The 25235-nt window shown below is 58.0% G+C and carries 22 protein-coding genes; 16 read left to right on the top strand and 6 right to left on the bottom strand.

Features of this window, described 5'->3' with window-relative positions:
- Positions 1-28 precede the first annotated feature (28 nt).
- The 4 genes from fmt (at position 29) to F8N21_RS11245 (ending at position 4199) form a co-directional block, all read left to right on the top strand.
- Positions 29-988: a methionyl-tRNA formyltransferase gene (gene fmt, locus F8N21_RS11260; protein ID WP_150642202.1), complete on the top strand. Its 960-nt coding sequence runs from the start codon at positions 29-31 to the stop codon at positions 986-988.
- The gene (rsmB, locus tag F8N21_RS11255; RefSeq protein ID WP_150642201.1) at positions 985-2310 is read left to right on the top strand and encodes a 16S rRNA (cytosine(967)-C(5))-methyltransferase RsmB; all 1326 of its coding nucleotides are present in this window, start codon (positions 985-987) and stop codon (positions 2308-2310) included. Before fmt ends, rsmB begins: the two co-directional genes overlap by 4 nt.
- A 22-nt stretch (positions 2311-2332) precedes the next feature.
- Complete coding sequence (gene trkA / locus F8N21_RS11250) at positions 2333-3706, top strand: Trk system potassium transporter TrkA (protein ID WP_150642200.1); 1374 nt, start codon at positions 2333-2335, stop codon at positions 3704-3706.
- 178 nt (positions 3707-3884) lie between these two features.
- Positions 3885-4199, top strand: a complete 315-nt coding sequence (locus F8N21_RS11245) for a tetratricopeptide repeat protein (protein ID WP_150642199.1) — start codon at positions 3885-3887, stop codon at positions 4197-4199.
- Between the two features lie 100 nt (positions 4200-4299).
- Here F8N21_RS11245 and F8N21_RS11240 read toward each other — a convergent pair whose 3' ends face one another.
- Together F8N21_RS11240 and tag are read right to left on the bottom strand one after the other, a co-directional pair.
- Positions 4300-5187: a lysophospholipid acyltransferase gene (locus tag F8N21_RS11240; protein WP_150642198.1), complete on the bottom strand. Its 888-nt coding sequence runs from the start codon at positions 5185-5187 to the stop codon at positions 4300-4302.
- A gap of 40 nt (positions 5188-5227) precedes the next feature.
- The gene (gene tag / locus F8N21_RS11235) at positions 5228-5785 is read right to left on the bottom strand and encodes a DNA-3-methyladenine glycosylase I (protein WP_150642197.1); all 558 of its coding nucleotides are present in this window, start codon (positions 5783-5785) and stop codon (positions 5228-5230) included.
- Between the two features lie 81 nt (positions 5786-5866).
- Between tag and glyQ the strand changes: the two genes are divergently transcribed.
- The 4 genes from glyQ (at position 5867) to F8N21_RS11215 (ending at position 10260) form a co-directional block, all read left to right on the top strand.
- Positions 5867-6820, top strand: a complete 954-nt coding sequence (gene glyQ / locus F8N21_RS11230) for a glycine--tRNA ligase subunit alpha (protein WP_150642196.1) — start codon at positions 5867-5869, stop codon at positions 6818-6820.
- Entirely contained in the window at positions 6817-8871 is a 2055-nt protein-coding gene (gene glyS, locus F8N21_RS11225; protein ID WP_150642195.1) for a glycine--tRNA ligase subunit beta, read from the top strand. The genes glyQ and glyS overlap by 4 nt, the downstream gene beginning before the upstream one ends.
- Positions 8872-8889: 18 nt before the next feature.
- Positions 8890-9423, top strand: coding sequence for a D-glycero-beta-D-manno-heptose 1,7-bisphosphate 7-phosphatase (gmhB, locus tag F8N21_RS11220; protein ID WP_150642194.1), 534 nt, complete (start codon positions 8890-8892; stop codon positions 9421-9423).
- Between the two features lie 66 nt (positions 9424-9489).
- Complete coding sequence (locus F8N21_RS11215; RefSeq protein ID WP_150642193.1) at positions 9490-10260, top strand: lysophospholipid acyltransferase family protein; 771 nt, start codon at positions 9490-9492, stop codon at positions 10258-10260.
- 390 nt (positions 10261-10650) lie between these two features.
- On the opposite strand, the gene gyrB is transcribed toward F8N21_RS11215, so the two are convergent.
- The 4 genes from gyrB to dnaA are packed head-to-tail and all read right to left on the bottom strand — an operon-like array spanning position 10651 to position 16854.
- A complete protein-coding gene (gyrB, locus tag F8N21_RS11210; RefSeq protein WP_150642192.1) occupies positions 10651-13068 on the bottom strand; it encodes a DNA topoisomerase (ATP-hydrolyzing) subunit B in 2418 nt (805 codons plus the stop codon).
- 4 nt (positions 13069-13072) lie between these two features.
- Positions 13073-14176, bottom strand: coding sequence for a DNA replication/repair protein RecF (gene recF / locus F8N21_RS11205; RefSeq protein WP_150642191.1), 1104 nt, complete (start codon positions 14174-14176; stop codon positions 13073-13075).
- A 20-nt stretch (positions 14177-14196) separates the two neighbouring features.
- A complete protein-coding gene (dnaN, locus tag F8N21_RS11200) occupies positions 14197-15300 on the bottom strand; it encodes a DNA polymerase III subunit beta (RefSeq protein ID WP_150642190.1) in 1104 nt (367 codons plus the stop codon).
- A gap of 39 nt (positions 15301-15339) precedes the next feature.
- A complete protein-coding gene (dnaA, locus tag F8N21_RS11195) occupies positions 15340-16854 on the bottom strand; it encodes a chromosomal replication initiator protein DnaA (protein ID WP_150642189.1) in 1515 nt (504 codons plus the stop codon).
- A gap of 565 nt (positions 16855-17419) precedes the next feature.
- On the opposite strand from dnaA, the gene rpmH reads away from it, so the two are divergent.
- The 8 genes from rpmH (at position 17420) to F8N21_RS11150 (ending at position 25234) form a co-directional block, all read left to right on the top strand.
- Positions 17420-17554 carry a 50S ribosomal protein L34 gene (rpmH, locus tag F8N21_RS11190; protein WP_003213577.1) on the top strand — a complete coding sequence of 45 codons (135 nt, stop codon included), beginning with the start codon at positions 17420-17422 and terminating at the stop codon, positions 17552-17554.
- Positions 17555-17570: 16 nt separating this feature from the next.
- Entirely contained in the window at positions 17571-17972 is a 402-nt protein-coding gene (rnpA, locus tag F8N21_RS11185; protein ID WP_042704971.1) for a ribonuclease P protein component, read from the top strand.
- The gene (gene yidD / locus F8N21_RS11180; protein WP_150642187.1) at positions 17965-18210 is read left to right on the top strand and encodes a membrane protein insertion efficiency factor YidD; all 246 of its coding nucleotides are present in this window, start codon (positions 17965-17967) and stop codon (positions 18208-18210) included. The genes rnpA and yidD overlap by 8 nt, the downstream gene beginning before the upstream one ends.
- A 2-nt stretch (positions 18211-18212) precedes the next feature.
- Entirely contained in the window at positions 18213-19892 is a 1680-nt protein-coding gene (gene yidC, locus F8N21_RS11175; RefSeq protein ID WP_150642186.1) for a membrane protein insertase YidC, read from the top strand.
- A 79-nt stretch (positions 19893-19971) separates the two neighbouring features.
- Positions 19972-21342 carry a tRNA uridine-5-carboxymethylaminomethyl(34) synthesis GTPase MnmE gene (gene mnmE / locus F8N21_RS11170; protein WP_150642185.1) on the top strand — a complete coding sequence of 457 codons (1371 nt, stop codon included), beginning with the start codon at positions 19972-19974 and terminating at the stop codon, positions 21340-21342.
- 542 nt (positions 21343-21884) lie between these two features.
- Positions 21885-23777 carry a tRNA uridine-5-carboxymethylaminomethyl(34) synthesis enzyme MnmG gene (gene mnmG / locus F8N21_RS11160; RefSeq protein WP_150642184.1) on the top strand — a complete coding sequence of 631 codons (1893 nt, stop codon included), beginning with the start codon at positions 21885-21887 and terminating at the stop codon, positions 23775-23777.
- The gene (rsmG, locus tag F8N21_RS11155; protein ID WP_150642183.1) at positions 23774-24418 is read left to right on the top strand and encodes a 16S rRNA (guanine(527)-N(7))-methyltransferase RsmG; all 645 of its coding nucleotides are present in this window, start codon (positions 23774-23776) and stop codon (positions 24416-24418) included. The genes mnmG and rsmG overlap by 4 nt, the downstream gene beginning before the upstream one ends.
- A gap of 18 nt (positions 24419-24436) precedes the next feature.
- Positions 24437-25234, top strand: a complete 798-nt coding sequence (locus tag F8N21_RS11150; protein WP_150642182.1) for a ParA family protein — start codon at positions 24437-24439, stop codon at positions 25232-25234.
- Position 25235: the final 1 nt, after the last annotated feature.

The raw sequence follows: 25235 nt of genomic DNA, 5'->3' as shown, positions 1-25235 counted from the left end.
TTTCGAGTGCTTTCAACCGAGAATCCACATGACTGAGCCATTGCGCATCGTCTTTGCCGGCACCCCCGAATTCGCCGCCGAACACCTCAAGGCCTTGCTCGACAGCCCGTATGAGATCGTGGCGGTCTACACCCAGCCGGATCGTCCGGCAGGGCGCGGGCAAAAGCTGATGCCGAGCCCGGTCAAGCAACTTGCCGAGCAGCACAACATTAGCGTTCTGCAGCCGCCGACCCTGCGTGACGCAGCGGCCCAGGCGGAACTGGCAGCGCTCAAACCCGACTTGCTGGTGGTGGTGGCCTACGGTTTGATCCTGCCGCAAGCGGTGTTGGATATTCCGCGCCTGGGTTGCATCAACAGCCATGCATCGCTGTTGCCGCGCTGGCGCGGTGCGGCGCCGATCCAGCGTGCGGTCGAAGCCGGTGACGCAACGAGCGGTGTGACGGTGATGCGCATGGAACTGGGTCTGGACACAGGGCCGATGCTGCTGAAAGTCACCACCCCGATCAGCGCCGACGACACCGGCGGCAGCCTCCACGACCGTCTCGCCGAAATGGGCCCGCCTGCCGTGGTCCAGGCCATTGCCGGTTTGGCGGCAGGAACCCTCGAAGGCGAAGCCCAGGACGACAGCCTCGCCACCTACGCCCACAAGCTGAACAAGGACGAAGCGCGCATTGACTGGAGCCGTCCGGCTGTCGAGCTGGAACGCCTGGTCCGCGCGTTCAACCCATGGCCGATCGGTCACAGCACCCTCAATGGCGAGGCGCTGAAAATCCTCGCCGCGAACCTCGCCGATGGCCAGGGCACTCCGGGTGAAGTGCTCAGCGCCAGCAAGGACGGCCTGATCGTCGCTTGCGGTGAGCAGGCCTTGTGCCTGACCCGTCTGCAATTGCCCGGCGGCAAAGCGCTGAACTTCAGCGACTTGTTCAACAGCCGCCGCGAGAAATTCGCCGTCGGTACCGTTCTGGGTCAAGTGATGGATGCGCAATGAACCCGCGTCTGGCCGCCGCCAAGGCCCTGGCTGCAGTACTCAACGGTAAAGCCTCACTCAACAGTTCATTGCCGACGCAGCTGGATAAAGTCGAGCTTCGGGATCGTGGTTTCACCCAGGATCTGGCTTTTGGCACCGCGCGCTGGCAGCCACGTTTGTCAGCGTTGGCGGCCAAGCTGCTGCAGAAACCCTTCAAAGCGGCCGACGCCGATGTCGAGGCGTTGCTGCTGGTCGGTCTCTACCAACTGCTCTACACCCGCGTGCCGGCCCACGCCGCCATCGGCGAAACCGTCGGTTGCGCCGAGAAGCTGAAAAAGCCTTGGGCCAAAGCCCTGCTCAATGCCGTGCTGCGCCGTGCCCAGCGTGAAAGCGAGGCATTGCTCAGCGAGCTGGAACACGATCCGGTGGTGCGTACTGCTCATCCGCGCTGGCTGCAAAAATCCCTCAAGGCGTTCTGGCCTGAGGAGTGGGAAGCTATCTGCGCGGCGAACAACGCCCATCCGCCGATGATCCTGCGGGTCAATCGCCGCCACCATACTCGCGATGCTTATTTGAAGTTGCTGAGCGACGCCGGTGTGGCGGGCAAAGCCTGCGTCTACAGCCAGGACGGCATCGTCCTCGACGAGCCGGGCGACGTCCGCAACCTGCCAGGCTTCGCCGAAGGCTGGATCAGCGTGCAGGACGAAGCCGCACAACTGGCCGCCGACCTGCTGGATCTGGCGCCCGGGCAACGGGTGCTCGACGCCTGCTGCGCGCCGGGTGGCAAGACCTGCCACATCATGGAGGTCGAGCCGGCGCTGGCCAGCGTGGTCGCGGTGGATCTGGAAGCCAAGCGCCTGGTGCGGGTACGGGAAAATCTCCAGCGGCTTGGCCTGAGCGCCGAACTGATTGCCGCCGATGGGCGCGATACGGCCACCTGGTGGGACGGCAAGCCGTTCCAGCGGATCCTGCTGGACGCACCCTGCTCGGCCACTGGGGTCATCCGCCGTCACCCAGACATCAAACTGACTCGCCAGCCCGACGACATCACCGCCCTGGCCATGCTCCAGGGTGAACTGCTGGACGCGTTGTGGCCGACCCTCGAAGTCGGCGGCATCCTGCTGTATGCCACCTGCTCGACCTTGCCGACCGAGAATACCGAGGTCATCGAAGCCTTTCTGGCCCGGACTCCAGGCGCCCGCGAGCTCGACATCGCCGGCCAGCTCGGGCAGCCTGCTGCCGGGATCAAGCAACCCCATGGCCGCCAGTTGCTGGCCCAGGAGGGCGGGCATGATGGTTTTTACTACGCCAAGTTGATCAAGATCGCCGCCGCGCGCGGTTAACCGGTTTTAAGGGAGTGACTGGATGAAAATCATCATCCTCGGCGCAGGGCAGGTCGGCGGTTCGCTGGCGGAACACCTGGCCAGTGAAGCCAACGACATTACGGTGGTCGACACCGACGGCGAACGTCTGCGCGATCTCGGCGACCGGCTCGATATCCGTACCGTTCAGGGTCGTGGTTCGCTCCCGACCGTGCTGCGTCAGGCCGGTGCGGACGATGCCGACATGCTGGTGGCGGTCACCAACAGTGACGAAACCAATATGGTTGCCTGTCAGGTCGCCCACACCCTGTTCCACACCCCGACCAAGATTGCCCGCGTGCGCGAAGCGGCTTATCTGACCCGCGCCGGTCTGTTCGATAACGATGCGATTCCGGTCGACGTGCTGATCAGCCCGGAACAGGTGGTGACCAACTACATCAAGCGCCTGATCGAACACCCCGGTGCCTTGCAGGTCATCGACTTCGCCGAAGGCAAGGCCCAGCTGGTGGCGATCAAGGCGTACTACGGGGGGCCGCTGGTGGGTCACCAACTGCGGCAGTTGCGCGAGCACATGCCGAATGTCGAGACCCGCGTTGCCGCCATCTTCCGCCGCGACCGACCGATCCTGCCCAAGGGCGATACAGTGATCGAAGCCGACGACGAAGTATTTTTCATCGCCGCCAAAGCGAATATTCGCGCGGTGATGAGCGAAATGCGCCGCCTTGATGAAAGCTATAAACGCGTGGTGATCGCCGGTGGCGGACAGATCGGCGAGCGCCTGGCCGAAGCCATCGAAAGCCGCTATCAGGTGAAGATCATCGAGATGAACCCGGCGCGTTGCCGCTATCTTTCGGACAACCTCGACAGCACCGTGGTGTTGCAGGGCAGTGCATCAGACCGCGATCTGCTGATGGAGGAGAATATCGCCGACGCCGATATTTTCCTGGCGCTGACCAACGATGACGAAGCCAACATCATGTCCTCGCTGCTGGCCAAGCGCCTGGGCGCGAAGAAGGTCATGACCATCATCAACAACCCGGCCTATGTCGACCTGATCCAGGGCGGTGACATCGATATCGCCATCAGCCCGCAGCTGGCGACCATCGGCACCTTGCTGGCCCACGTGCGGCGCGGCGATATCGTCAGCGTGCACTCCTTGCGCCGCGGTGCAGCGGAGGCCATCGAGGCGATTGCCCATGGCGATGCGAAATCAAGCAAAGTGATCGGCCGTACCATCGAAGACATCGGCCTGCCACCGGGTACGACGATCGGTGCGATCATCCGTGACGAAGAAGTCATCATCGCCCACGATGACACGGTGATCATGGCCGGTGACCACGTGATTCTGTTCCTTGTGGATAAAAAGCATATTCGCGATGTGGAAAAGCTGTTTCATGTGGGCTTGAGCTTCTTCTGATCCTGAATCTGCGCTGGCTGGTCTGGCCTCATCGCGAGCAAGCTCGCTCCCACATTAGTTCTTCAGTGGACACAGATTTTGTGTACGGAAGAAATCCACCGTGGGAGCGAGCTTGCTCGCGATAGCTATCTTGAAAACCCACAATTGCTGCTGATGAACCCTTAGAAGGAATCCACCGATGCTCGAATCCCTGGAAAAAATGCTCGCCAAGGGTGTGGATAACTCGCTGCTGCGCTTCGGCCTGGGCAAGGGTTATCTGGATTTGGGCGAGAACGCCAAGGCGGCCGAGCATTTTCAGCGCTGTGTCGACTTCGATCCGAAGTATTCCGCGGCCTGGAAGCTGCTTGGCAAGGCGCATCAGGCGCTGGCTGATTATCCAGCTGCCCGCCACGCCTGGGAGCAAGGGCTCGAAGCGGCACGCGGGCATGGCGACAAACAGGCGGAGAAAGAAATGACGGTATTTTTGAAGAAGCTTGATCGTCAGGCGAAATGATCTGTTGCGCCCTCGATTGAACGGTTGTGGATAACCCTGTAGGAGCTGCCGCAGGCTGCGATCTTTTGATCTTTTTTCCAGGGTCATCCACAGAAATGCCTCAGTACCAGCGCTCCTCGCCCGGCGGACGTTTCTTGAAGCGCTTCATGCTCCACATGTACTGGCTTGGATAAGCGCGCACGTATTTCTCGACGACCTGGCTCATTGCCGCACATGAAGTCTCGGTATCGGTGCTGTACATCGCCTCCGGTGCGGCTTCGAGGATCACTTTGTAACCCGAACCGTCGGGCAGGCGCAGGGCATGCAGGAACACCCCGACGGCTTTGCCACCGGCGAGCATGTTCGGGACGAATTTGCTGGTCAGCGCTTGAGTGGCAAAGAACGGCACGAAAATCCCGGCCGATTCGGACGGTTCCGGGTCAGCCGGGATACCCACTGCCCCCCCTTTGCGCACTTCCTTGATCACACTGAGGATGCCTTCCTTGGTGGACGCGGCGACGCGGTTGCCCAATTGCACCCGCTGCTTGCGCAGCAAGTCGTCCACCGCCTTGAGCTTGGGTGGTCGATAGAAAATGATCGGTTTGCACTGGCTGCAATAGAAGTGGTTCAACACTTCCCAGTTGCCGAGGTGGCTGGTGATACCGACAACCCCTTTGCCTGAGGCCAACGCCTCTTTAAGCACGTCGAGGCCTTCGACTTCCCGCACCAGATCGATGGAGCGCTGGGCGGGCCAGATCCAGGCGCAGGCGCTTTCGGTGAGGGACTTGCCGATGTCTTTCAGGCTCTGGCCGACCAAACGCTCGCGCTCGGCCGGATCCATTTCCGGGAAGCACTTGGCCAGGTTGATCCGCACCACATCGCGGGAACGGTTAGGGGTTTTCCACATCGCCCAGCCAAGGGCCGAGCCGACTGCCTGCACTGCCCACCATGGGAGCAGGGCAAACACCCGTAGAGCGCCTACCAGCAAGACGCCTTTTAACTTATCCACAGGTCACTCCTGATCTTGTGCTGTGCGCGAGGCGGCTATTCTAACCGCCGTTCGCCAGGGTCGCGTAGCAATCGCAATCCCGGGTGTGGTCCATGACCATGCCCGAGGCCTGCATCAGCGCATAGCAAATGGTCGGACCGACGAAGGTGAAACCGGCCTTTTTCAGACCTTTGCTCATCTCCACAGCGACCGCCGTCACGGCCGGTACTTCGCTACGATCCTTGAAATGATTGATCTTCGGAGCGCCACCGACGAAGGACCAGAGAAACTCCACCGGATCCTCCAGCGCCAACCAGGCTTGGGCATTGCGCCGGGCGGCGTTGAGTTTCAGGCGATTGCGGATGATCCCCGGATCGAGCATCAGTTCATCGATTTCCGCATCGCTCATCTGTGCCACGCGCTGTACGTCGAAACCAAACAGCACCTCACGATAACGCTCGCGTTTCCTTAGCACAGTGATCCACGATAGGCCGGCCTGGAACCCTTCAAGCAAAAGCAACTCGAACAAGCGCTGCGCATCGCGTAGCGGCACGCCCCACTCCTGATCGTGATAAGCCATGTACAGCGGATCTTCGGAACACCAAAAGCAGCGTGGCATAAGGCTCCAGGGGGCGTGTGCACGAACGAATCGGGTATACTCCCGCTCTTTAAATCGCAGCCCAAGAAACAGGGGAATTTCGTGAGCCAGCCTACGCCAGCCGTGCGTACCTTCCAAGACTTGATCCTCGCCCTCCAGCAATACTGGGCCGAGCAAGGTTGTGTGGTACTTCAGCCCTACGATATGGAAGTAGGCGCCGGCACTTTCCACACCGCCACATTCCTGCGGGCCATCGGCCCGGAAACCTGGAACGCCGCTTATGTGCAGCCCAGTCGGCGTCCGACTGATGGCCGCTACGGCGAAAACCCGAACCGTTTGCAGCACTACTACCAGTTCCAGGTGGTATTGAAGCCAAACCCGGACAATTTCCAGGAACTGTACCTGGGCTCGCTCAAGCACGTCGGTCTCGACCCGCTGGTGCACGACATCCGCTTCGTCGAAGACAACTGGGAATCGCCGACCCTCGGTGCCTGGGGTCTGGGCTGGGAAGTCTGGCTCAACGGCATGGAAGTGACTCAGTTCACTTACTTCCAGCAGGCGGGGGGCATCGAGTGCTACCCGGTGACCGGCGAAATCACTTACGGTCTCGAGCGTCTGGCCATGTACCTGCAGGGCGTGGACTCGGTCTACGACCTGGTCTGGGCTGACGGCCCGTTCGGCAAGGTGACCTATGGCGACGTGTTCCACCAGAACGAAGTGGAGCAGTCGACCTACAACTTCGAGCAGGCCAACGTCGAGAAGCTGTTCGAGCTGTTCGACTTCTATGAAAGCGAAGCCAAGCGTTTGATCGAACTCGAGCAGCCGTTGCCGCTGCCAAGCTACGAAATGGTCCTCAAGGCTTCGCACACTTTCAACCTGCTGGATGCTCGCCGGGCGATCTCGGTCACTGCGCGTCAGCAATACATTCTGCGTGTACGCACCCTGGCGCGTTCCGTGGCGCAGGCCTATCTGCAGGCTCGCGCCAAGCTGGGCTTCCCGATGGCGACCCCGGATCTGCGTGATGAAGTGTTGGCTAAGCTGGAGGCTGCACAATGAGTGCTCAAGATTTTCTGGTTGAACTGGGCACCGAAGAACTGCCACCCAAAGCCCTGAATACTCTGGCTGAGGCGTTCCTCGCCGGTATCGACAAAGGCCTGCAAGCCGCTGGCCTGAACTACGAGACCAAAACCGTCTACGCCGCGCCGCGTCGTCTGGCCGTGTTGATCACTGCACTGGCCACTCACCAGCCGGATCGCAGTATCAACCTCGATGGCCCGCCACGTCAGGCGGCGTTCGATGCCGAAGGCAATCCGACCCAGGCCGCCCTGGGCTTCGCCAAGAAGTGCGGGGTTGATCTGAGCGAAATCGATCAGAGCGGCGCGAAACTGCGCTACAGCCAGCGCATCGAAGGCAAGCCGACCGCCAGTCTGCTGCCGACCATCGTCGAAGATTCTCTTAACGACCTGCCGATTCCCAAGCGCATGCGCTGGGGCGCGCGCAAGGAAGAGTTCGTTCGCCCGACCCAGTGGCTGGTCATGCTGCTCGGTGACCAGGTCATCGATTGCACCATTCTCGCCCAGAAAGCCGGTCGTGACTCCCGTGGGCACCGCTTCCATCACCCGGAAAGCGTGCGTATCACCGCGCCGGCCAACTACCTGCAAGACCTGCGCGCGGCTTACGTGCTGGCGGACTCCAACGAGCGTCGCGAGCTGATCAGCAAGCGCACTGCCGAGTTGGCGGCGCTGCAGGAAGGTACGGCGATCGTGCCGCCGAGCCTCCTCGACGAAGTGACCGCGCTGGTGGAATGGCCGGTGCCGCTGGTCTGTTCGTTCGAAGAGCGGTTCCTCGAGGTGCCGCAGGAAGCCCTGATCACCACCATGCAGGACAACCAGAAGTATTTCTGCCTGCTGGATGCCGACGGCAAGTTGCTGCCACGCTTCATCACTGTGGCCAACATCGAAAGCAAAGACCCGCAGCAGATCATCTCGGGTAACGAGAAGGTGGTTCGCCCGCGTCTGACCGATGCCGAGTTCTTCTTCAAGCAAGACAAGAAGCAGAAACTCGAGAGCTTCAACCTGCGCCTGCAGAACGTGGTGTTCCAGGAAAAACTGGGCAGTGTGTTCGACAAAGCCGAGCGGGTTTCCAAACTGGCAGCATTCATCGCTCAACGCATCGGCGGCGACGCAACCCGTGCAGCTCGCGCCGGCCTGCTGTCCAAGTGCGACCTGGCGACCGAGATGGTCGGTGAGTTCCCGGAGATGCAAGGTGTCGCCGGTTACTACTACGCCCTCAACGACGGCGAGCCGCAAGACGTGGCCCTGGCGCTGAACGAGCAATACATGCCGCGCGGTGCCGGCGCTGAACTGCCGACCACTGTTACCGGTGCGGCCGTGGCGATCGCCGACAAGCTCGACACCCTGGTGGGTATTTTCGGTATCGGCATGCTGCCGACCGGCAGCAAAGACCCGTACGCCTTGCGCCGTGCTGCCCTTGGCGTACTGCGGATCCTGATCGACAAGAAGCTCGATCTGGACCTGACCGAAGCGGTGGCGTTCGCCGTCAACGCATTCGGCGCCAAGGTCAAAGCGGCCGGTCTGGCCGACCTGGTGCTGGAGTTCGTCTTCGACCGTCTGCGTGCACGTTACGAAGACGAAGGCGTGGATGTGGGCACTTACCTGTCGGTTCGCGCCCTGAAACCGGGTTCGGCACTGGACTTCGATCAACGCGTGCAAGCCGTCGAGGCGTTCCGCAAATTGCCGGAAGCCGCGGCACTGGCGGCGGTGAACAAACGCGTATCGAACCTGCTGAGCAAGGCCGAAGGCACGATCCCGAGCATCGTCGAAGCCAAGTACTTCGACAACGCCAACGAGTTTTCGCTGTACTCGGCGATCCAGCAGGCTGATCAGGCGGTCCAGCCAATGGCTGCGGCGCGTCAGTACAGCGAATCGCTGGCACGTCTGGCAGCGCTGCGCGAGCCGGTCGATGCGTTCTTTGAAGCAGTGATGGTCAACGCTGAAGATGCCAAGGTACGTGCCAACCGTTATGCGTTGCTGGCGCGTCTGCGTGGGCTGTTCCTCGGTGTCGCCGATATTTCGCTGTTGGGCTGATTGTTTAAGGGGCGGAGTTTGAAACTGCTGATTCTCGATCGGGACGGGGTGATCAATTACGACTCCGACGCTTACATCAAGTCAGTGGAGGAGTGGATTCCGCTTCCCGGCTCGATCGAAGCCATCGCGCAGTTGAGCAAAGCCGGCTGGACGGTAGCCGTCGCTACCAACCAGTCGGGCATTGCTCGCGGCTATTACGACATCGCCATCCTGGACGCCATGCACGCGCGTTTGCGCTCGCTAGTAGCGGAGCAGGGCGGAGAAGTCGGGCTCATCGTTTATTGCCCTCACGGGCCGGATGATGGCTGCGAATGCCGCAAGCCCAAACCCGGCATGCTGAAAACCATTGCCGCTCATTACGACGTGGCGCTGACCAACCTATGGTTTGTCGGCGACACTCTCGGTGACCTGGAAGCCGCAAAAGCCGTCGACTGTCAGCCAGTTTTGGTAAAAACCGGTAAAGGCGAAAAGACTCTGGGTAAAACCCTACCGGTAGGCACCTTGATTTTTGACGATCTGGCGGCAGTTGCCGCTGAACTTATCCACAATTAAAGCTCTTCTGACGACATCCTGACCAAGGACAGTTCGGGAGTGCGCTTTTAATAGGCAAATGCCGCTATGTCGATCTTGCAGGCAATCCGGACTTTTTTCTTTTACCTGCTGCTGGGCACCACCTCGTTGCTCTGGTGCAGCCTGAGCTTTTTTATTGCACCTTTTTTACCGTTCAAGGCCCGTTATCGTTTTATCAACGTGTACTGGTGCCGTTGTGCGCTGTGGCTGAGCAAGGTGTTCCTCGGTATTCGCTATGAAGTACAAGGCGCCGAGAACGTGCCTGATCAGCCGTGCGTGATTCTGTCGAACCACCAGAGCACCTGGGAGACATTCTTTCTGTCGGCCTACTTCGAGCCCTTGAGCCAGGTGCTCAAGCGCGAACTGCTCTATGTGCCGTTCTTCGGTTGGGCGATGGCCATGCTGCGACCGATCGCCATTGACCGTGACAACCCCAAGGCGGCGCTCAAGCATGTGGCAAAGAAGGGCGACGAACTGCTCAAGGATGGCGTCTGGGTCCTGATCTTTCCGGAAGGCACGCGGGTTCCGTTCGGCAAGATCGGAAAATTCTCACGTGGTGGTACCGCATTGGCGGTCAACGCTGCATTGCCGGTTCTGCCCATTGCGCACAACGCCGGCAAGTTCTGGCCGAAGGCTGGCTGGGCTAAAAAGCCCGGCACCATCACCGTGGTGATCGGCGCGCCGATGTATGCCGCAGGCACCGGACCCCGTGCTATCGCCGAGCTCAATGACCGGGCTGCCGCCTGGAACGAGCAGACTCAGCGGAACATGGGGTCCTTGCCGCCTATCACTGCGGAACCGGAAAAAGTGGCCATCTGAGATTCTGTGGATAACCTGTGTGCAACTTCGTTCAAAAACGTCAAATTTCAACTGTAAGATTATGATTTATATATATATTTCTTAAGAACATAAAATAACGAAAACCGTGCATAAGTTTTTTGCGACGATAAAAAAACCGGCTTTTATAGCCGGTTTTTTTCTGCCTGGTGAAAAGAGCGCTAGCACGCAAAAAGATCAAAAGATCGCAGCCTGCGGCAGCTCCTACAGGACCGAGCACGCCACACATTTCGCGATTACCCTATCTCGTAGGAGCTGCCGCAAGCTGCGATCTTGGCGTCCAGATAGACACTGCATACGTCTGCGAATACTGAACAAAAAAAGGCCAACGCTTAGCGTTGGCCTTTTTTTATTTCAGCACGTCACACCTGATCAGAAGTCCAGGTTGGACACCGCCAGAGCGTTGGTTTCGATGAACTCACGACGTGGCTCGACCGCATCACCCATCAGGGTGTTGAAGATCTGGTCGGCACCGATAGCGTCTTCGATGGTCACTTTTAGCATCCGGCGCACGCTTGGGTCCATGGTGGTTTCCCAAAGTTGATCCGGGTTCATCTCACCGAGACCTTTGTAGCGCTGGATGGTGTGGCGCTTGGTGCTTTCGGCCATCAACCACTCAAGGGCTTCCTTGAACTCGGTGACAGGCTTCTTGCGCTCGCCGCGCTGAATATAAGCGCCTTCGTCCAGCAAGGTGCTCAATTGAGCGCCAAGGGTGACGACGGTCTTGTAATCATTGCTGCCGAAGAAGTCGCGGTTGAAGGTGATGTAGTTCGACAGGCCATGGGAGATCAGTTCGACCTCTGGCAGCCAGACGTTACGTTCACGGTCTTCACGCAGGCTGGCTTTGTAGACCAGGCCGGATTTTTCCACGGTACGCAGGCGGACTTCGTACTGGGCCAGCCAATCCTGCATCACGGCGTGATCGGACAGCTGCTCCAGGCTCACCGCAGGCAGGTAGATGAAGTGCTCGGTCAGTTCCTGTGGGTACAGGCGCGACAAACGCTTGAGGGTCTTCATTACCATGCGGAAGTCATTTACCAGACGCTCCAGCGCCTCACCGGAAATACCCGGGGCCTCATCGTTCAGGTGCAGGCTTGCATCTTCAAGGGCCGACTGCGTCATGTACTCTTCCATGGCGTCGTCGTCTTTGATGTATTGCTCTTGCTTGCCTTTCTTCACTTTGTACAGCGGTGGCTGTGCGATGTAGATGTAGCCGCGCTCGATCAGCTCGGGCAGCTGACGGAAGAAGAAGGTCAGCAGCAAGGTACGGATGTGCGAACCGTCGACGTCAGCATCGGTCATGATGATGATGTTGTGATAACGCAGCTTGTCGATGTTGTACTCGTCGCGACCGATGCCGCAGCCCAGCGCAGTGATCAAGGTGCCAACCTCTTGCGAGGAAATCATCTTGTCGAAGCGGGCTTTCTCAACGTTAAGGATTTTACCTTTGAGCGGCAGAATCGCTTGAGTCTTGCGGTTACGTCCCTGCTTGGCGGAGCCGCCAGCAGAGTCACCTTCCACCAGGTACAGTTCGGAAAGGGCAGGGTCTTTTTCCTGGCAGTCCGCCAGTTTGCCCGGCAGGCCGGCGATATCCAGCGCGCCTTTACGACGGGTCATCTCACGGGCTTTACGCGCCGCTTCACGAGCACGCGCAGCGTCGATCATCTTGCCGACAACCAGCTTGGCTTCGTTCGGGTTTTCCAGCAGGAAGTCAGAGAAGTGCTTACCCATTTCCTGTTCGACAGCGGTCTTCACTTCGGAAGAAACCAGCTTGTCTTTAGTCTGGGAGCTGAACTTCGGATCCGGCACCTTCACCGAAATAATCGCCGTCAACCCTTCACGGGCATCGTCACCGGTGGTCGCGACTTTGTGCTTCTTCGCCAGACCTTCCGCTTCGATGTAGGTGTTCAGGTTACGGGTCAACGCCGAACGGAAGCCCACCAGGTGAGTGCCGCCGTCGCGCTGCGGGATGTTGTTGGTAAAGCACAACAGGTTCTCGTTGAAGCTGTCGTTCCACTGCAGAGCGACTTCTACACCAATACCATCTTCACGCTGGACGTTGAAGTGGAACACCTGGTTGACCGGCGTCTTGTTGGTGTTCAGGTATTCAACGAACGCACGCAAGCCACCTTCGTACTTGAACAGCTCTTCCTTGCCGCTGCGTTCGTCCTTGAGGACGATACCGACACCGGAGTTGAGGAAAGACAGTTCACGAATCCGCTTGGCCAGGATGTCCCAGCTGAAGTGAATGTTCTTGAAGGTCAGATCGGATGGCTTGAAGTGAATCTGAGTACCGGTGGTTTCAGTCTCACCGACGATTTTCATCGGTTCCTGAGGAACACCGTGGACATAGGTCTGTTCCCAGACCTTGCCGCTGCGACGAACCGTCAATACCAGCAACTCGGACAACGCGTTCACTACCGACACACCCACACCGTGCAAACCACCGGAGACTTTGTAGGAGTTGTCATCGAACTTACCACCGGCGTGCAGGACGGTCATGATGACCTCGGCTGCCGAGACGCCTTCTTCTTTGTGCACGTCTACCGGAATGCCGCGACCGTTGTCGCGCACGGTGATGGATTCATCCGGGTGGATAATGATACTGATGTCGTCGCAATGGCCAGCCAAAGCTTCGTCGATCGAGTTATCAACCACCTCGAATACCATGTGGTGCAGACCGCTGCCATCGTCGGTGTCACCAATGTACATACCGGGACGTTTGCGTACGGCATCCAGGCCTTTCAGCACTTTGATGCTGGTTGAGTCGTACGTATATTCTTCGCTCATGCCTTCACTCCCGATGGTCGTGGGTCTGGGTGATACGGCCCTGTTCCACGTGGAACAAAGCGACTGGCGTTTCCGTCTGCCAGCCTTCCCTCAATAATTCGTGATCTACACAGGTGATAAACACCTGGCAGCGTAAGTCTTCCAACAAGCGGCACAATGCGCGGCGATGCTGCTCGTCCAGTTCGGACGGCAAGTCATCCACTAGATAAATACACTGGCCACGCCGGGCTTGGCTGACCAGATGCCCCTGGGCGATCCGCAATGCACAGACCACCAACTTCTGCTGACCGCGGGACAAGATGTCCGCGGCATTGTGTGCGCCCAATCTAAGACGCAAATCAGCACGTTGTGGTCCGGCTTGGGTATGTCCCATTTGCTGATCCCGATGCAGGGATGTGGCGAGCACTGCACTCAGCTCTCGCTCTTTGTCCCAACCTCGGTAATAGCTAAGCGTTAAGCCCTCGAGCTCAACCAGTTCGCTCAAGGTCTGTTCAAAGACTGGTTTCAAGACTTTGATATAGGCGCGGCGGTATTCATCAATTTCAGCGCTGGCCTGGCACAGTTCCCTGTCCCAAACCGCTTGCGAAACGGCGTCAAGTGTACCATGCCGCAGCCATGAGTTTCGCTGCCGAAGGGCCTTCTGCAGGCGCTGCCAAGTGGACATGAAACGGGGTTCCACGTGGAACACACCCCAGTCCAGAAACTGCCGACGAATTTTCGGAGCACCTTCCAACAATCGGAAGCTGTCAGGGTTGATCAGTTGCAGGGGCAGTATTTCGGCCAACTGCGCTGCGCTACGAGCATTCTGCCCATCGATGCGAATCTGAAACTCCCCCTGGCGGTCTCGGGAAATTCCCAACGCGCTGTGGCCACCCTCAGCCAATTCAACCTGGCCGAATACGGTGCATGCCGTTTGCTCATATTGAATGACCGGTAATAAACGGGCACTGCGAAATGAACGGGCAAGCCCCAGCAGGTGGATGGCTTCCAGAACACTGGTTTTGCCGCTGCCGTTGGCGCCGTACAGGATATTGATTCGGGGGGAAGGGGAGAAGGTCACCGGGTGCAAATTGCGCACCGCGGTGACCGAGACGCGACTGAGGGACATCTAGCTTCTGCTGAACATGTTTACAGGCGCATCGGCATTACAACGTAAGCCGAGTCGTCGTTGTCTGACTCTTGCACCAATGCGCTGCTGTTGGAGTCGGACAGAATCAGGCGAACCTGTTCGGTGGTCATCACACCCAGCACATCAAGCAAGTAGCTGACGTTGAAACCAATCTCCAGCGGGCCGCCGTTATATTCGACTCCCACTTCTTCTTCGGCTTCTTCCTGTTCAGGGTTATTTGCCTGGATCTTCAGCTGACCGTTGGCCAGTTGCAAACGAATGCCACGGTACTTCTCGTTGGAGAGAATCGCGGTACGGCTGAAAGCTTCACGCAGCGCCTGACGATCGCCGAGTACCAGCTTGTCACCGCCTTTAGGCAGCACGCGCTCGTAATCCGGGAACTTGCCGTCAACCAGCTTGGAGGTGAAGGTGAACTCGCCGGTGGTGGCACGAATGTGATGTTGACCCAGGACGATGCTGACCAGACCGTCCGGCTCGGTCAGCAGGCGTGCCAGCTCCAGGATACCTTTGCGCGGCACGATGACCTGATGACGGTCAGGCTGACCGATATCGGCCTGCATCGAGCACATTGCCAGACGGTGGCCATCGGTGGCGACCGCGCGGATGATGCCGGCAGACACTTCCAGCAGCATGCCGTTGAGGTAGTAGCGCACGTCCTGCTGAGCCATGGCGAAGCTGGTGCGTTCGATCAAACGACGCAGCTTGCTTTGCTCAAGGCTGCAGGTCAGCGAACCCGGGCCTTCTTCGACCGTCGGGAAATCGTTGGCTGGCAAGGTGGACAAGGTGAAGCGGCTACGGCCGGCTTTCACCACAAGCTTCTGCTCATCAACCTTGATGTCGATCAGGGCGTCGTTTGGCAGGCTCTTGCAGATGTCCATCAGCTTGCGCGCCGGGACAGTGATTTCGCCTGGCTCGGCAGGCTCTTCGAGTTGCACACGACCGACCAGCTCGACTTCCAGGTCAGTACCGGTCAGCGACAATTGCTGGCCCTCGACAACCAACAGCACGTTGGAAAGCACCGGCAAGGTCTGGCGGCGCTCGACGACGCCTGCGACCAGTTGCAGGGGTTTCAACAGGGCTTCGCGTTGAATGGTGAAATGCATGGTCTAGTCCCTTGCCTTAATAAGCTGCGCTGATGTTCATCAAGTGGTCAGTGTACGCAGCAGGTTCTTGTAGTCCTCGCGGATGTCCGCGTCGGATTCCTTGAGCTCGTTGATCTTGCGGCATGCGTGCAAGACCGTGGTGTGATCTCGGCCACCGAACACATCGCCGATTTCCGGCAGGCTGTGGTTGGTCAGCTCTTTGGACAATGCCATCGCTACCTGGCGCGGACGTGCGACCGAGCGCGAGCGGCGCTTGGACAGCAAGTCGGAAATCTTGATCTTGTAGTATTCGGCGACCGTGCGCTGAATGTTATCCACAGAGACCAGTTTATCCTGCAGCGCCAGCAGGTCCTTCAAGGATTCGCGAATCAACTCGATGGTGATGTCGCGGCCCATGAAGTGTGAGTGGGCGATGACCCGCTTGAGCGCGCCTTCGAGCTCTCGCACGTTGGAGCGAATACGCTGCGCAATGAAGAACGCAGCATCATGGGGCAGATCGACTTTGGCCTGGTCTGCCTTCTTCATCAGAATCGCAACCCGGGTTTCAAGTTCCGGCGGCTCCACGGCCACCGTCAACCCCCAGCCGAAGCGCGACTTCAAGCGCTCTTCAAGGCCTTCGATTTCTTTAGGATAACGGTCACTGGTGAGGATGACCTGCTGGCCACCTTCAAGCAGTGCGTTGAACGTGTGGAAGAATTCTTCCTGGGAACGTTCCTTGCGGGCGAAGAACTGGATGTCATCGATCAGCAGTGCATCGACCGAACGGTAGAAGCGCTTGAATTCGTTGATTGCGTTGAGCTGCAACGCTTTGACCATGTCCGCCACGAAGCGCTCGGAATGCAGGTACACGACCTTGGCATTCGGGTTCTTCTTTAATAGGTGGTTACCCACAGCGTGCATCAAGTGAGTTTTACCCAAGCCAACGCCGCCATAAAGGAACAGCGGGTTGTAACCATGCTTGGGATTGTCGGCTACCTGCCAGGCCGCAGCCCGGGCCAACTGGTTGGACTTACCTTCGACGAAGTTCTCGAAGGTAAAGGTGCGGTTCAGGTAGCTGGTGTGCTTGAGCGCGCCCTCAACCTGCACCGTGCGCTGCTCGGCGCGTACCGGGGCCTGTTGCGAGCTGGCGCCGGCCATGGGGTCGAAGCTGTCGCGAGAAGGCTCTTCACTGACCTCTGCGGCCTTGTGCATAGCCCGTTTGGCAGGCGCACTCGGTGCCGGAGCATTGACCACAGGAGCGGCGGCAGCCTGCGCTTGAGAAGCCGCGGCCGCCAAAGGCGCATTAGGTGCAGCACGAGGTGCCGAACTGCGCTTGCTGCCTATTAATAAGGAAAGCGCAGGTGCCAGGCCATTGCCGTGCTCATCGAGCAACTCGAGCACGCGACCCAGGTACTTTTCGTTGACCCAATCGAGAACAAAACGATTGGGTGCGTAAACACGCAACTCGTCGCCTTCGGCTTCGACCTGTAGTGGACGGATCCAAGTGTTGAATTGCTGGGCAGGCAGCTCATCGCGCAGAAGCTCCACGCACTGCTGCCAAAGTTCCACTGACACGGATATCCCCTAAGTTTGAAAGCCGGTGAGGCAAAAACAGTCGCCATTGTAGCGACCGAGCGTCCACTTATCCACATGTAGGTTGCTCAGAGAGCACGAAGAATCAACGCCTTAACCGAAAAAAACGCGACCAATGGTATGTGGATAAACTCTGTGGATAAGCCCGCCTGAGCTCGTTGCACAAGTGGGGGGTAAACTCAGTGGATAACTTGCCTGTGGATAACATGCCATTCCACACACAGCTTATCCGACAGCGCAGCACAGGCTGAACACCGTTTTACCGCATGGTTATCATTCTCTGTACAGCGCGGGATAGAAGGTCTAAAGGCACTTATCCACAGAAGATGCCGGCCCTAGCTTTTATAAGCATTACAGAAAAGCTTTAAATAATTCCCTTCTTTATTTCTATATCTAGTGGTCCCTGGCAGACGGCGAAACCCCTCAGAGATCTAATTGAAGGAAAAGCTGGTTGGAAATTGACCTAGAGGCCTGCTTTCTCTAGAATCGCCGGTCTCTTAAAACGGGGGCCATTCCGGCCCGTTGTGGACGAACCAGGTAACACGACATGAAACGTACTTTCCAACCAAGCACCATCAAACGCGCCCGTACTCACGGCTTCCGTGCTCGCATGGCTACCAAGAACGGCCGCGCAGTCCTGTCGCGTCGCCGCGCCAAAGGTCGTGCGCGTCTGGCAGTTTGATAATCCGGTACTGGTGGTGAGTCAGGACTTCAGTCGGGAAAAGCGTTTGCTGACTCCCCGGCATTTCAAGGCAGTCTTTGACTCCCCCACCGGCAAGGTTCCGGGGAAAAATCTCCTGCTCCTTGCGCGAAATAACGATCTTGATCACCCCCGTTTGGGGTTAGTGATCGGGAAAAAGAGCGTAAAGCTCTCCGTTGAGCGCAATCGCCTCAAACGTCTGATGCGCGAATCGTTTCGCCTGCACCAGGATTCTCTGGTCGGCTGGGACATCGTTATCGTCGCGCGCAAAGGTTTGGGTGACGTAGAAAACCCCGAATTGATTCAGCATTTCGGCAAACTCTGGAAGCGTCTGGCACGCAGCAAGCCGGTACCAGAAGTCAAAACCGAAACTGTAGGGGTAGACAGTCCCGATGCGTAAACTGGCACTCGTTCCGATCCAGTTTTATCGCTATGCCATTAGTCCTCTGATGGCCAGTCACTGTCGTTTCTACCCCCGTTGTTCCTGCTACGCGTATGAAGCCATAGAAAATCATGGCCTTCTGCGCGGTGGCTGGCTGGCCTTTCGTCGTTTAGGTCGCTGTCATCCGTGGAATCCCGGTGGTTATGACCCGGTTCCATCTATCCCTACCTCCCGTTCTTCTTCGATGGCCGAGTAATCATGGATATTAAACGCACGATCCTGATCGTCGCCCTGGCAATCGTGACCTACGTTATGGTCCTTAAATGGAACCAGGACTATGGCCAGGCTGCCCTGCCGACTCAGAATGTTGCCGCCAGCTCTACTGCTCCGGGCCTACCGGAAACGAAGACTGGTAATAGCGCTTCCGTCAGTGACGACATTCCTCGCGCGGCAAGCGATACCAGCGCCCCCGCCGAAGCACCGGTCGCCGTAAGCAAAGATCTCATCCAGATCAAAACGGATGTGCTCGATCTGGGTGTCGATCCACAAGGTGGTGATATCGCCCAGCTGAAGCTGCCGCTTTATCCTCGTCGTCAGGATCACCCGGAAATTCCATTCCAGCTGTTCGACAACGGCAATGAACGGACCTACCTGGCGCAAAGCGGTCTGATCGGCACCAATGGACCGGATGCCAGCCCAACGGGTCGCCCGGTGTTCTCGTCCGAGAAGAAGACTTATCAACTGGCTGACGATCAGGACCAATTGGTTGTCGACCTGAAGTTCAGCAAGGACGGCGTCAACTACATCAAGCGTTTCACCTTGCAACGCGGTAACTACGATGTCGGCGTTTCCTACATCATCGACAACCAGAGCGCTCAGCCCTGGTCCGGTGCAATGTTCGCGCAATTGAAGCGTGACGCCAGCTCCGATCCTTCTTCCAGCACTGCCACCGGCACCGCGACTTACCTGGGCGCCGCCCTGTGGACAAGTAACGAGCCGTACAAGAAAGTGTCGATGGGTGACATGGACAAGGCCGCGCTGAAAGAAACCGTTCAGGGTGGCTGGGTTGCCTGGTTGCAGCACTACTTCGTGACTGCGTGGATTCCGGCGAAGGGCGAGAACAACATCGTCCAGACCCGTAAAGACAGCAAAGGCAACTACATCATCGGTTACACCGGCCCGGCGTTGACCGTTGCGCCAGGTGCCAAGGCTGAAACCACCGCTACGCTTTACGCCGGTCCGAAAAGCCAGGACATCCTCAAACAGTTGTCCCCTGGTCTGGAACTGACCGTCGACTACGGCATTCTGTGGTTCATTGCCCAGCCGATCTTCTGGTTGCTGCAAAATATCCACGCGCTGGTCGGTAACTGGGGCTGGTCGATCATCTTCCTGACCATGCTGATCAAAGGGATCTTCTTCCCGTTGTCGGCAGCCAGCTACAAATCCATGGCTCGCATGCGTGCAGTAGCGCCGAAACTGGCCGCTCTGAAAGAGCAACATGGCGACGATCGGCAGAAAATGTCGCAGTCGATGATGGAGTTGTACAAGAAAGAGAAGATCAACCCGTTGGGTGGATGCTTGCCGATTCTTGTGCAAATGCCGGTTTTCCTCTCGCTGTACTGGGTTCTCCTGGAAAGCGTGGAAATGCGTCAGGCACCGTTCATGCTGTGGATTACTGACCTGTCGATCAAGGATCCGTTCTTCATTCTGCCGATCATCATGGGCGCAACCATGTTCATCCAGCAGCAGCTGAACCCGACTCCTCCGGATCCGATGCAGGCCAAAGTGATGAAAATGATGCCAATCATCTTCACCTTCTTCTTCCTGTGGTTCCCGGCTGGTCTGGTGCTGTACTGGGTAGTGAACAACGTTTTGTCGATCGCCCAACAGTGGTACATCACGCGTAAGATTGAAGCGGCGGCGAAAGCAACGGCCTGATCTACTCTGTGGATAACCACTCAAAACGCCCCCTAGTGGGGCGTTTTGCTATCTGTCACTTTTGTCTGGATATTGGTTTATGAATGTCCCTCGTGAAACCATTGCTGCCGTTGCGACCGCTCAGGGTCGCGGCGGCGTGGGCATCGTCCGTATCTCCGGGCCTCTGGCAAGCATCGCAGCGAAAGCCATCAGCGGCCGTGAACTGAAACCGCGGTATGCCCATTACGGTCCGTTTTTCAGTGAGCACAATGAAGTCCTGGATGAAGGGATCGCCCTGTATTTTCCGGGGCCGAATTCATTTACCGGCGAAGATGTCCTCGAACTTCAGGGTCACGGTGGGCCGATCGTCCTCGACATGCTGCTGCAGCGCTGTCTGCAATTGGGCTGTCGCCAGGCGCGCCCGGGGGAATTCAGCGAACGCGCGTTCCTCAACGATAAGCTCGACCTGGCCCAGGCCGAAGCCATCGCCGACCTGATTGAAGCCAGTTCGGCGCAGGCCGCACGTAATGCGTTGCGCTCATTGCAAGGAGCTTTTTCCCAGCGTGTACATAACCTGACCGATCAACTCATCAGCCTGCGGATCTACGTCGAGGCGGCGATCGACTTTCCGGAGGAAGAAATCGACTTCCTCGCGGACGGGCATGTACTGAAGATGCTCGATAATGTGCGTGACGAGTTATCCACCGTGTTGCGTGAAGCCGGGCAGGGGGCATTGCTGCGTGATGGCATGACTGTGGTGATCGCGGGGCGGCCGAATGCCGGTAAATCGAGCCTGCTCAACGCGCTGGCCGGTCGTGAGGCGGCCATCGTCACGGAAATTGCCGGGACTACCCGGGATATCCTCCGCGAACATATCCACATCGACGGCATGCCGTTGCATGTGGTCGACACCGCAGGCTTGCGCGATACCGATGACCAGGTCGAAAAGATTGGCGTCGAGCGGGCGCTCAAGGCCATTGGCGAGGCTGATCGGGTCTTGCTGGTGGTCGATGCCACGGCCCCTGAAGCCCTGGATCCGTTTGCCCTGTGGCCGGAATTCCTCGAGCAGCGGCCGGATCCGGCCAACGTCACCTTGATCCGCAACAAGGCTGACCTTACCGGTGAGGCCATCGCCCTGGAAGTCAGTGAGGATGGCCACGTGACGATCAGCCTCAGCGCCAGGTCCGCTGGCGAGGGCCTGGAGTTGCTGCGAGATCACCTCAAAGCCTGCATGGGCTACGAGCAGACCTCTGAAAGCAGCTTCAGCGCTCGCCGACGCCACCTGGAAGCGCTACGCCATGCCAGTGCCTCACTCGAGCACGGGCGTGCGCAATTGACCCATGCCGGCGCTGGTGAGCTGCTGGCCGAGGATTTGCGTCAGGCGCAACAGTCTTTGGGCGAGATTACCGGTGCATTCAGCTCCGATGATCTGCTCGGACGGATCTTTTCCAGCTTCTGCATCGGTAAATAACCCCTCCGTTATCCACAGACAGGCCATTGGCGCCTGTCTGTGCTTCTCCCTTCTTGATCATTTTCTGAACTTGCTGGCGAAATTTATCGGCCTCGGCGGCTTTTCCGTGGCCGCGATTTACCTCGCCAGGGGTTTTTCTGTGGATTAAGCCCTGTGAATAACTGCCCTTAGGCCCGGTTGATAACAGGGCCTCAAAACTGAGGAAAACTCCGCCTGTGGATAAGCACCTCTTTTACCCACAGGCTTAAACCGGTTATCCAAGGGCCTCATACCCACATGACCACAGACTTTCAAACCTCTGTACACCTTGAATACTAAGGTGTACAGAGATCTATCCACAGAAAAGTGCCTCAGTAGAAATAAACATAAAAACAAAGATTTAATACTTTTCTCTCTTTTAATTTCTATTATTCGTGATTCATCCACAGCTGGTTAAATTTTGTGCAAAGGGTTCTTTAGGAGAGGCGAAGTCCCTATACTTGCCGCCTAGCTCCAATAACCCATCCCTTTTTACCCATTCAGAAGCAGGCACGAGGTGCGTGGTGGATTTCCCTTCCCGTTTTGAAGTGATCGTCATCGGCGGCGGTCATGCCGGTACCGAGGCAGCACTAGCGTCAGCACGCATGGGAGTGAAAACCCTACTGCTTACGCATAACGTGGAAACCCTCGGGCAAATGAGCTGCAACCCGGCGATCGGCGGCATTGGCAAAAGCCATCTGGTCAAGGAAATCGACGCCCTTGGCGGCGCGATGGCCATGGCTACCGACAAAGGTGGTATTCAGTTTCGTGTGCTGAACAGCCGTAAAGGCCCAGCCGTACGCGCTACACGTGCTCAGGCCGATCGGATTCTGTACAAGGCCGCTGTTCGCGAAATTCTCGAGAACCAGCCCAACCTGTGGATATTCCAGCAAGCCTGCGATGACCTGATCGTTGAACAGGATCAAGTCCGCGGCGTTGTGACCCAGATGGGTCTGCGAATCCTTGCCGACTCGGTGGTATTGACCACCGGGACCTTCCTCGGTGGACTTATCCACATCGGGATGCAGAACTATTCCGGCGGCCGCGCGGGTGATCCACCTTCGATTGCCCTGGCACAACGTCTGCGCGAGCTGCCTTTGCGGGTCGGTCGCCTGAAAACCGGCACCCCGCCGCGAATCGACGGCCGTTCCGTGGATTTCTCGGTGATGACCGAGCAACCGGGCGATACGCCGATTCCAGTGATGTCGTTTCTCGGTTCCAAGGAACAGCATCCCGCGCAGGTCAGCTGCTGGATTACCCATACCAACGCCCGAACCCACGAAATCATTGCCGCGAACCTCGATCGTTCGCCGATGTATTCCGGGGTTATCGAAGGTATCGGCCCGCGTTACTGCCCTTCGATCGAAGACAAGATCCATCGCTTTGCCGACAAGGAAAGCCATCAGGTCTTCATCGAGCCGGAAGGTCTGACGACCCACGAGCTGTACCCGAACGGGATTTCCACTTCCTTGCCGTTCGACGTGCAGATCCAGATCGTGCAGTCGATTCGCGGGATGGAAAACGCGCATATCGTTCGTCCTGGCTACGCCATCGAATACGATTACTTCGATCCGCGGGATCTGAAGTACAGCCTGGAAACCAAAGTGATCGGTGGTTTGTTCTTCGCCGGACAAATCAACGGCACCACCGGTTACGAAGAAGCCGGCGCCCAGGGTTTGCTCGCCGGAACCAACGCTGCACTGCGTGCGCAAGGCAAAGACAGCTGGTGTCCACGTCGGGATGAGGCGTACATCGGGGTGTTGGTCGACGACCTGATCACCCTGGGCACTCAAGAACCGTACCGGATGTTTACTTCCCGCGCCGAGTACCGGCTGATCCTGCGCGAAGACAACGCCGACCTGCGTCTGACCGAAAAAGGTCGTGAACTGGGTCTGGTGGATGACGCGCGTTGGGCGGCTTTCTGCACCAAACGCGAAAGCATCGAACTGGAAGAGCAGCGCCTGAAAAGTACCTGGGTTCGCCCGGGCACCGAGCAGGGCGATGCGATTGCCGAAAAATTCGGCACGCCTCTGACCCACGAATACAATCTGCTGAACCTGCTGACCCGCCCGGAAATCGACTACGCCGGATTGATCGCGATCACCGGTGACGGCGCGATTGATCCACTGGTTGCCGAACAGGTCGAGATCAAAACCAAGTACGCCGGTTACATCGATCGTCAGCAGGACGAGATCGCGCGTCTGCGGGCCAGTGAAGACACCAAACTGCCTGTGGATATCGATTACACGAATATCTCCGGTCTCTCGAAAGAGATTCAGAGCAAGTTGGGGATAACTCGCCCTGAAACGTTGGGCCAGGCTTCGCGGATCCCGGGTGTTACCCCGGCGGCGATTTCCCTGTTGATGATTCATTTGAAAAAACGCGGCGCGGGCCGTCAGTTGGAGCAAAGCGCTTGAGTTCGTTGGTCACCTCGCAACATGCCGAAGAATTATCCACAGGTGCTCGCCAGCTCGGCGTCCCCCTGACAGAAGCCCAGCACGCTCAGTTGCTGGCTTATCTGGCCCTGTTGATCAAATGGAACAAGGCGTACAACCTCACGGCGGTACGCGACCCCGACGAAATGGTTTCGCGGCATTTGCTCGACAGCCTGAGCGTCATGGCCTTCATCGAGAATGGCCGCTGGCTGGATGTCGGCAGCGGTGGCGGCATGCCGGGGATTCCGTTGGCGATCCTGTTTCCCGACTCGCAAGTGACGGTTCTGGACAGCAACGGCAAGAAAACCCGCTTCCTGACCCAGGTCAAACTGGAGCTCAAGCTGGACAACCTGCAAGTTATCCACAGTCGGGTCGAAGCCTTCCAACCTGAACTACCCTTCACCGGGATCGTCTCCCGAGCGTTCAGCAGTCTGGAAGATTTCGCCAACTGGACGCGCCATCTGGGCGACCTCGATACACGTTGGTTGGCAATGAAAGGCCTGCATCCGGCGGATGAACTGGTAGCATTGCCGGCAGACTTCCACCTCGATAGCGCACACGCCCTGGCCGTACCCGGTTGCCAAGGCCAACGCCATTTGCTGATACTGCGCCGCACGGCATGATTGGGAATACAAGCAAGAATGGCTAAGGTATTCGCGATAGCGAACCAAAAGGGTGGTGTGGGCAAGACCACCACCTGTATCAACCTCGCAGCATCGCTGGTCGCTACCAAGCGTCGGGTGCTGTTGATCGATCTGGATCCACAAGGCAACGCCACCATGGGTAGCGGTGTGGATAAACACAACCTGGAAAATTCGGTCTATGACCTGCTGATCGGCGAATGCGATCTGGCCCAGGCCATGCATTTTTCCGAACATGGCGGTTATCAGCTGCTGCCGGCTAACCGCGATCTGACGGCGGCAGAAGTCGTTCTGCTGGAAATGCAGATGAAAGAAAGCCGTCTGCGCAGCGCCCTGGCGCCGATTCGCGAAAACTACGATTACATTTTGATCGATTGTCCACCTTCGCTGTCGATGCTTACGCTCAACGCGCTGGTCGCCGCCGATGGGGTGATTATCCCCATGCAGTGCGAGTACTTCGCACTCGAAGGCTTGAGCGACCTTGTGGACAACATCAAGCGAATCGCTGAACTGCTGAACCCGAACCTGAAAGTCGAAGGCCTGCTGCGGACCATGTATGACCCGCGGCTGAGTCTGATGAACGACGTTTCGGCGCAGCTCAAGGAACACTTCGGCGAGCAGCTCTACGACACTGTGATTCCGCGCAACATCCGGCTGGCCGAAGCACCGAGTTATGGCATGCCGGCGCTGGTGTATGACAAACAATCCCGTGGCGCGATCGCTTACCTGGCCCTGGCGGGCGAGCTGGTTCGTCGTCAACGTCGTAACTCACGCATCGCCGCTGCTCCGGCAACTTAAG

The organism is Pseudomonas fluorescens (genome assembly GCF_902497895.1).
GTDB lineage: Bacteria > Pseudomonadota > Gammaproteobacteria > Pseudomonadales > Pseudomonadaceae > Aquipseudomonas > Aquipseudomonas fluorescens_BP.
Note: the sequence above shows the minus strand (reverse complement) of the source record. Positions and strands in the feature narration are given on the sequence as shown.

Bases quoted from the DNA above. Each gene is read 5' to 3' on its own strand.
- gyrB (WP_150642192.1), bottom strand. From the start codon at position 13,068: ATGAGCGAAGAATATACGTACGACTCAACCAGCATCAAAGTGCTGAAA.
- F8N21_RS11245 (WP_150642199.1), top strand. From the start codon at position 3,885: ATGCTCGAATCCCTGGAAAAAATGCTCGCCAAGGGTGTGGATAACTCG.
- glyS (WP_150642195.1), top strand. From the start codon at position 6,817: ATGAGTGCTCAAGATTTTCTGGTTGAACTGGGCACCGAAGAACTGCCA.
- trkA (WP_150642200.1), top strand. From the start codon at position 2,333: ATGAAAATCATCATCCTCGGCGCAGGGCAGGTCGGCGGTTCGCTGGCG.
- yidD (WP_150642187.1), top strand. From the start codon at position 17,965: ATGCGTAAACTGGCACTCGTTCCGATCCAGTTTTATCGCTATGCCATT.
- fmt (WP_150642202.1), top strand. From the start codon at position 29: ATGACTGAGCCATTGCGCATCGTCTTTGCCGGCACCCCCGAATTCGCC.
- rpmH (WP_003213577.1), top strand. From the start codon at position 17,420: ATGAAACGTACTTTCCAACCAAGCACCATCAAACGCGCCCGTACTCAC.
- dnaN (WP_150642190.1), bottom strand. From the start codon at position 15,300: ATGCATTTCACCATTCAACGCGAAGCCCTGTTGAAACCCCTGCAACTG.
- recF (WP_150642191.1), bottom strand. From the start codon at position 14,176: ATGTCCCTCAGTCGCGTCTCGGTCACCGCGGTGCGCAATTTGCACCCG.
- F8N21_RS11150 (WP_150642182.1), top strand. From the start codon at position 24,437: ATGGCTAAGGTATTCGCGATAGCGAACCAAAAGGGTGGTGTGGGCAAG.
- F8N21_RS11215 (WP_150642193.1), top strand. From the start codon at position 9,490: ATGTCGATCTTGCAGGCAATCCGGACTTTTTTCTTTTACCTGCTGCTG.
- mnmE (WP_150642185.1), top strand. From the start codon at position 19,972: ATGAATGTCCCTCGTGAAACCATTGCTGCCGTTGCGACCGCTCAGGGT.
- yidC (WP_150642186.1), top strand. From the start codon at position 18,213: ATGGATATTAAACGCACGATCCTGATCGTCGCCCTGGCAATCGTGACC.
- tag (WP_150642197.1), bottom strand. From the start codon at position 5,785: ATGCCACGCTGCTTTTGGTGTTCCGAAGATCCGCTGTACATGGCTTAT.
- rsmB (WP_150642201.1), top strand. From the start codon at position 985: ATGAACCCGCGTCTGGCCGCCGCCAAGGCCCTGGCTGCAGTACTCAAC.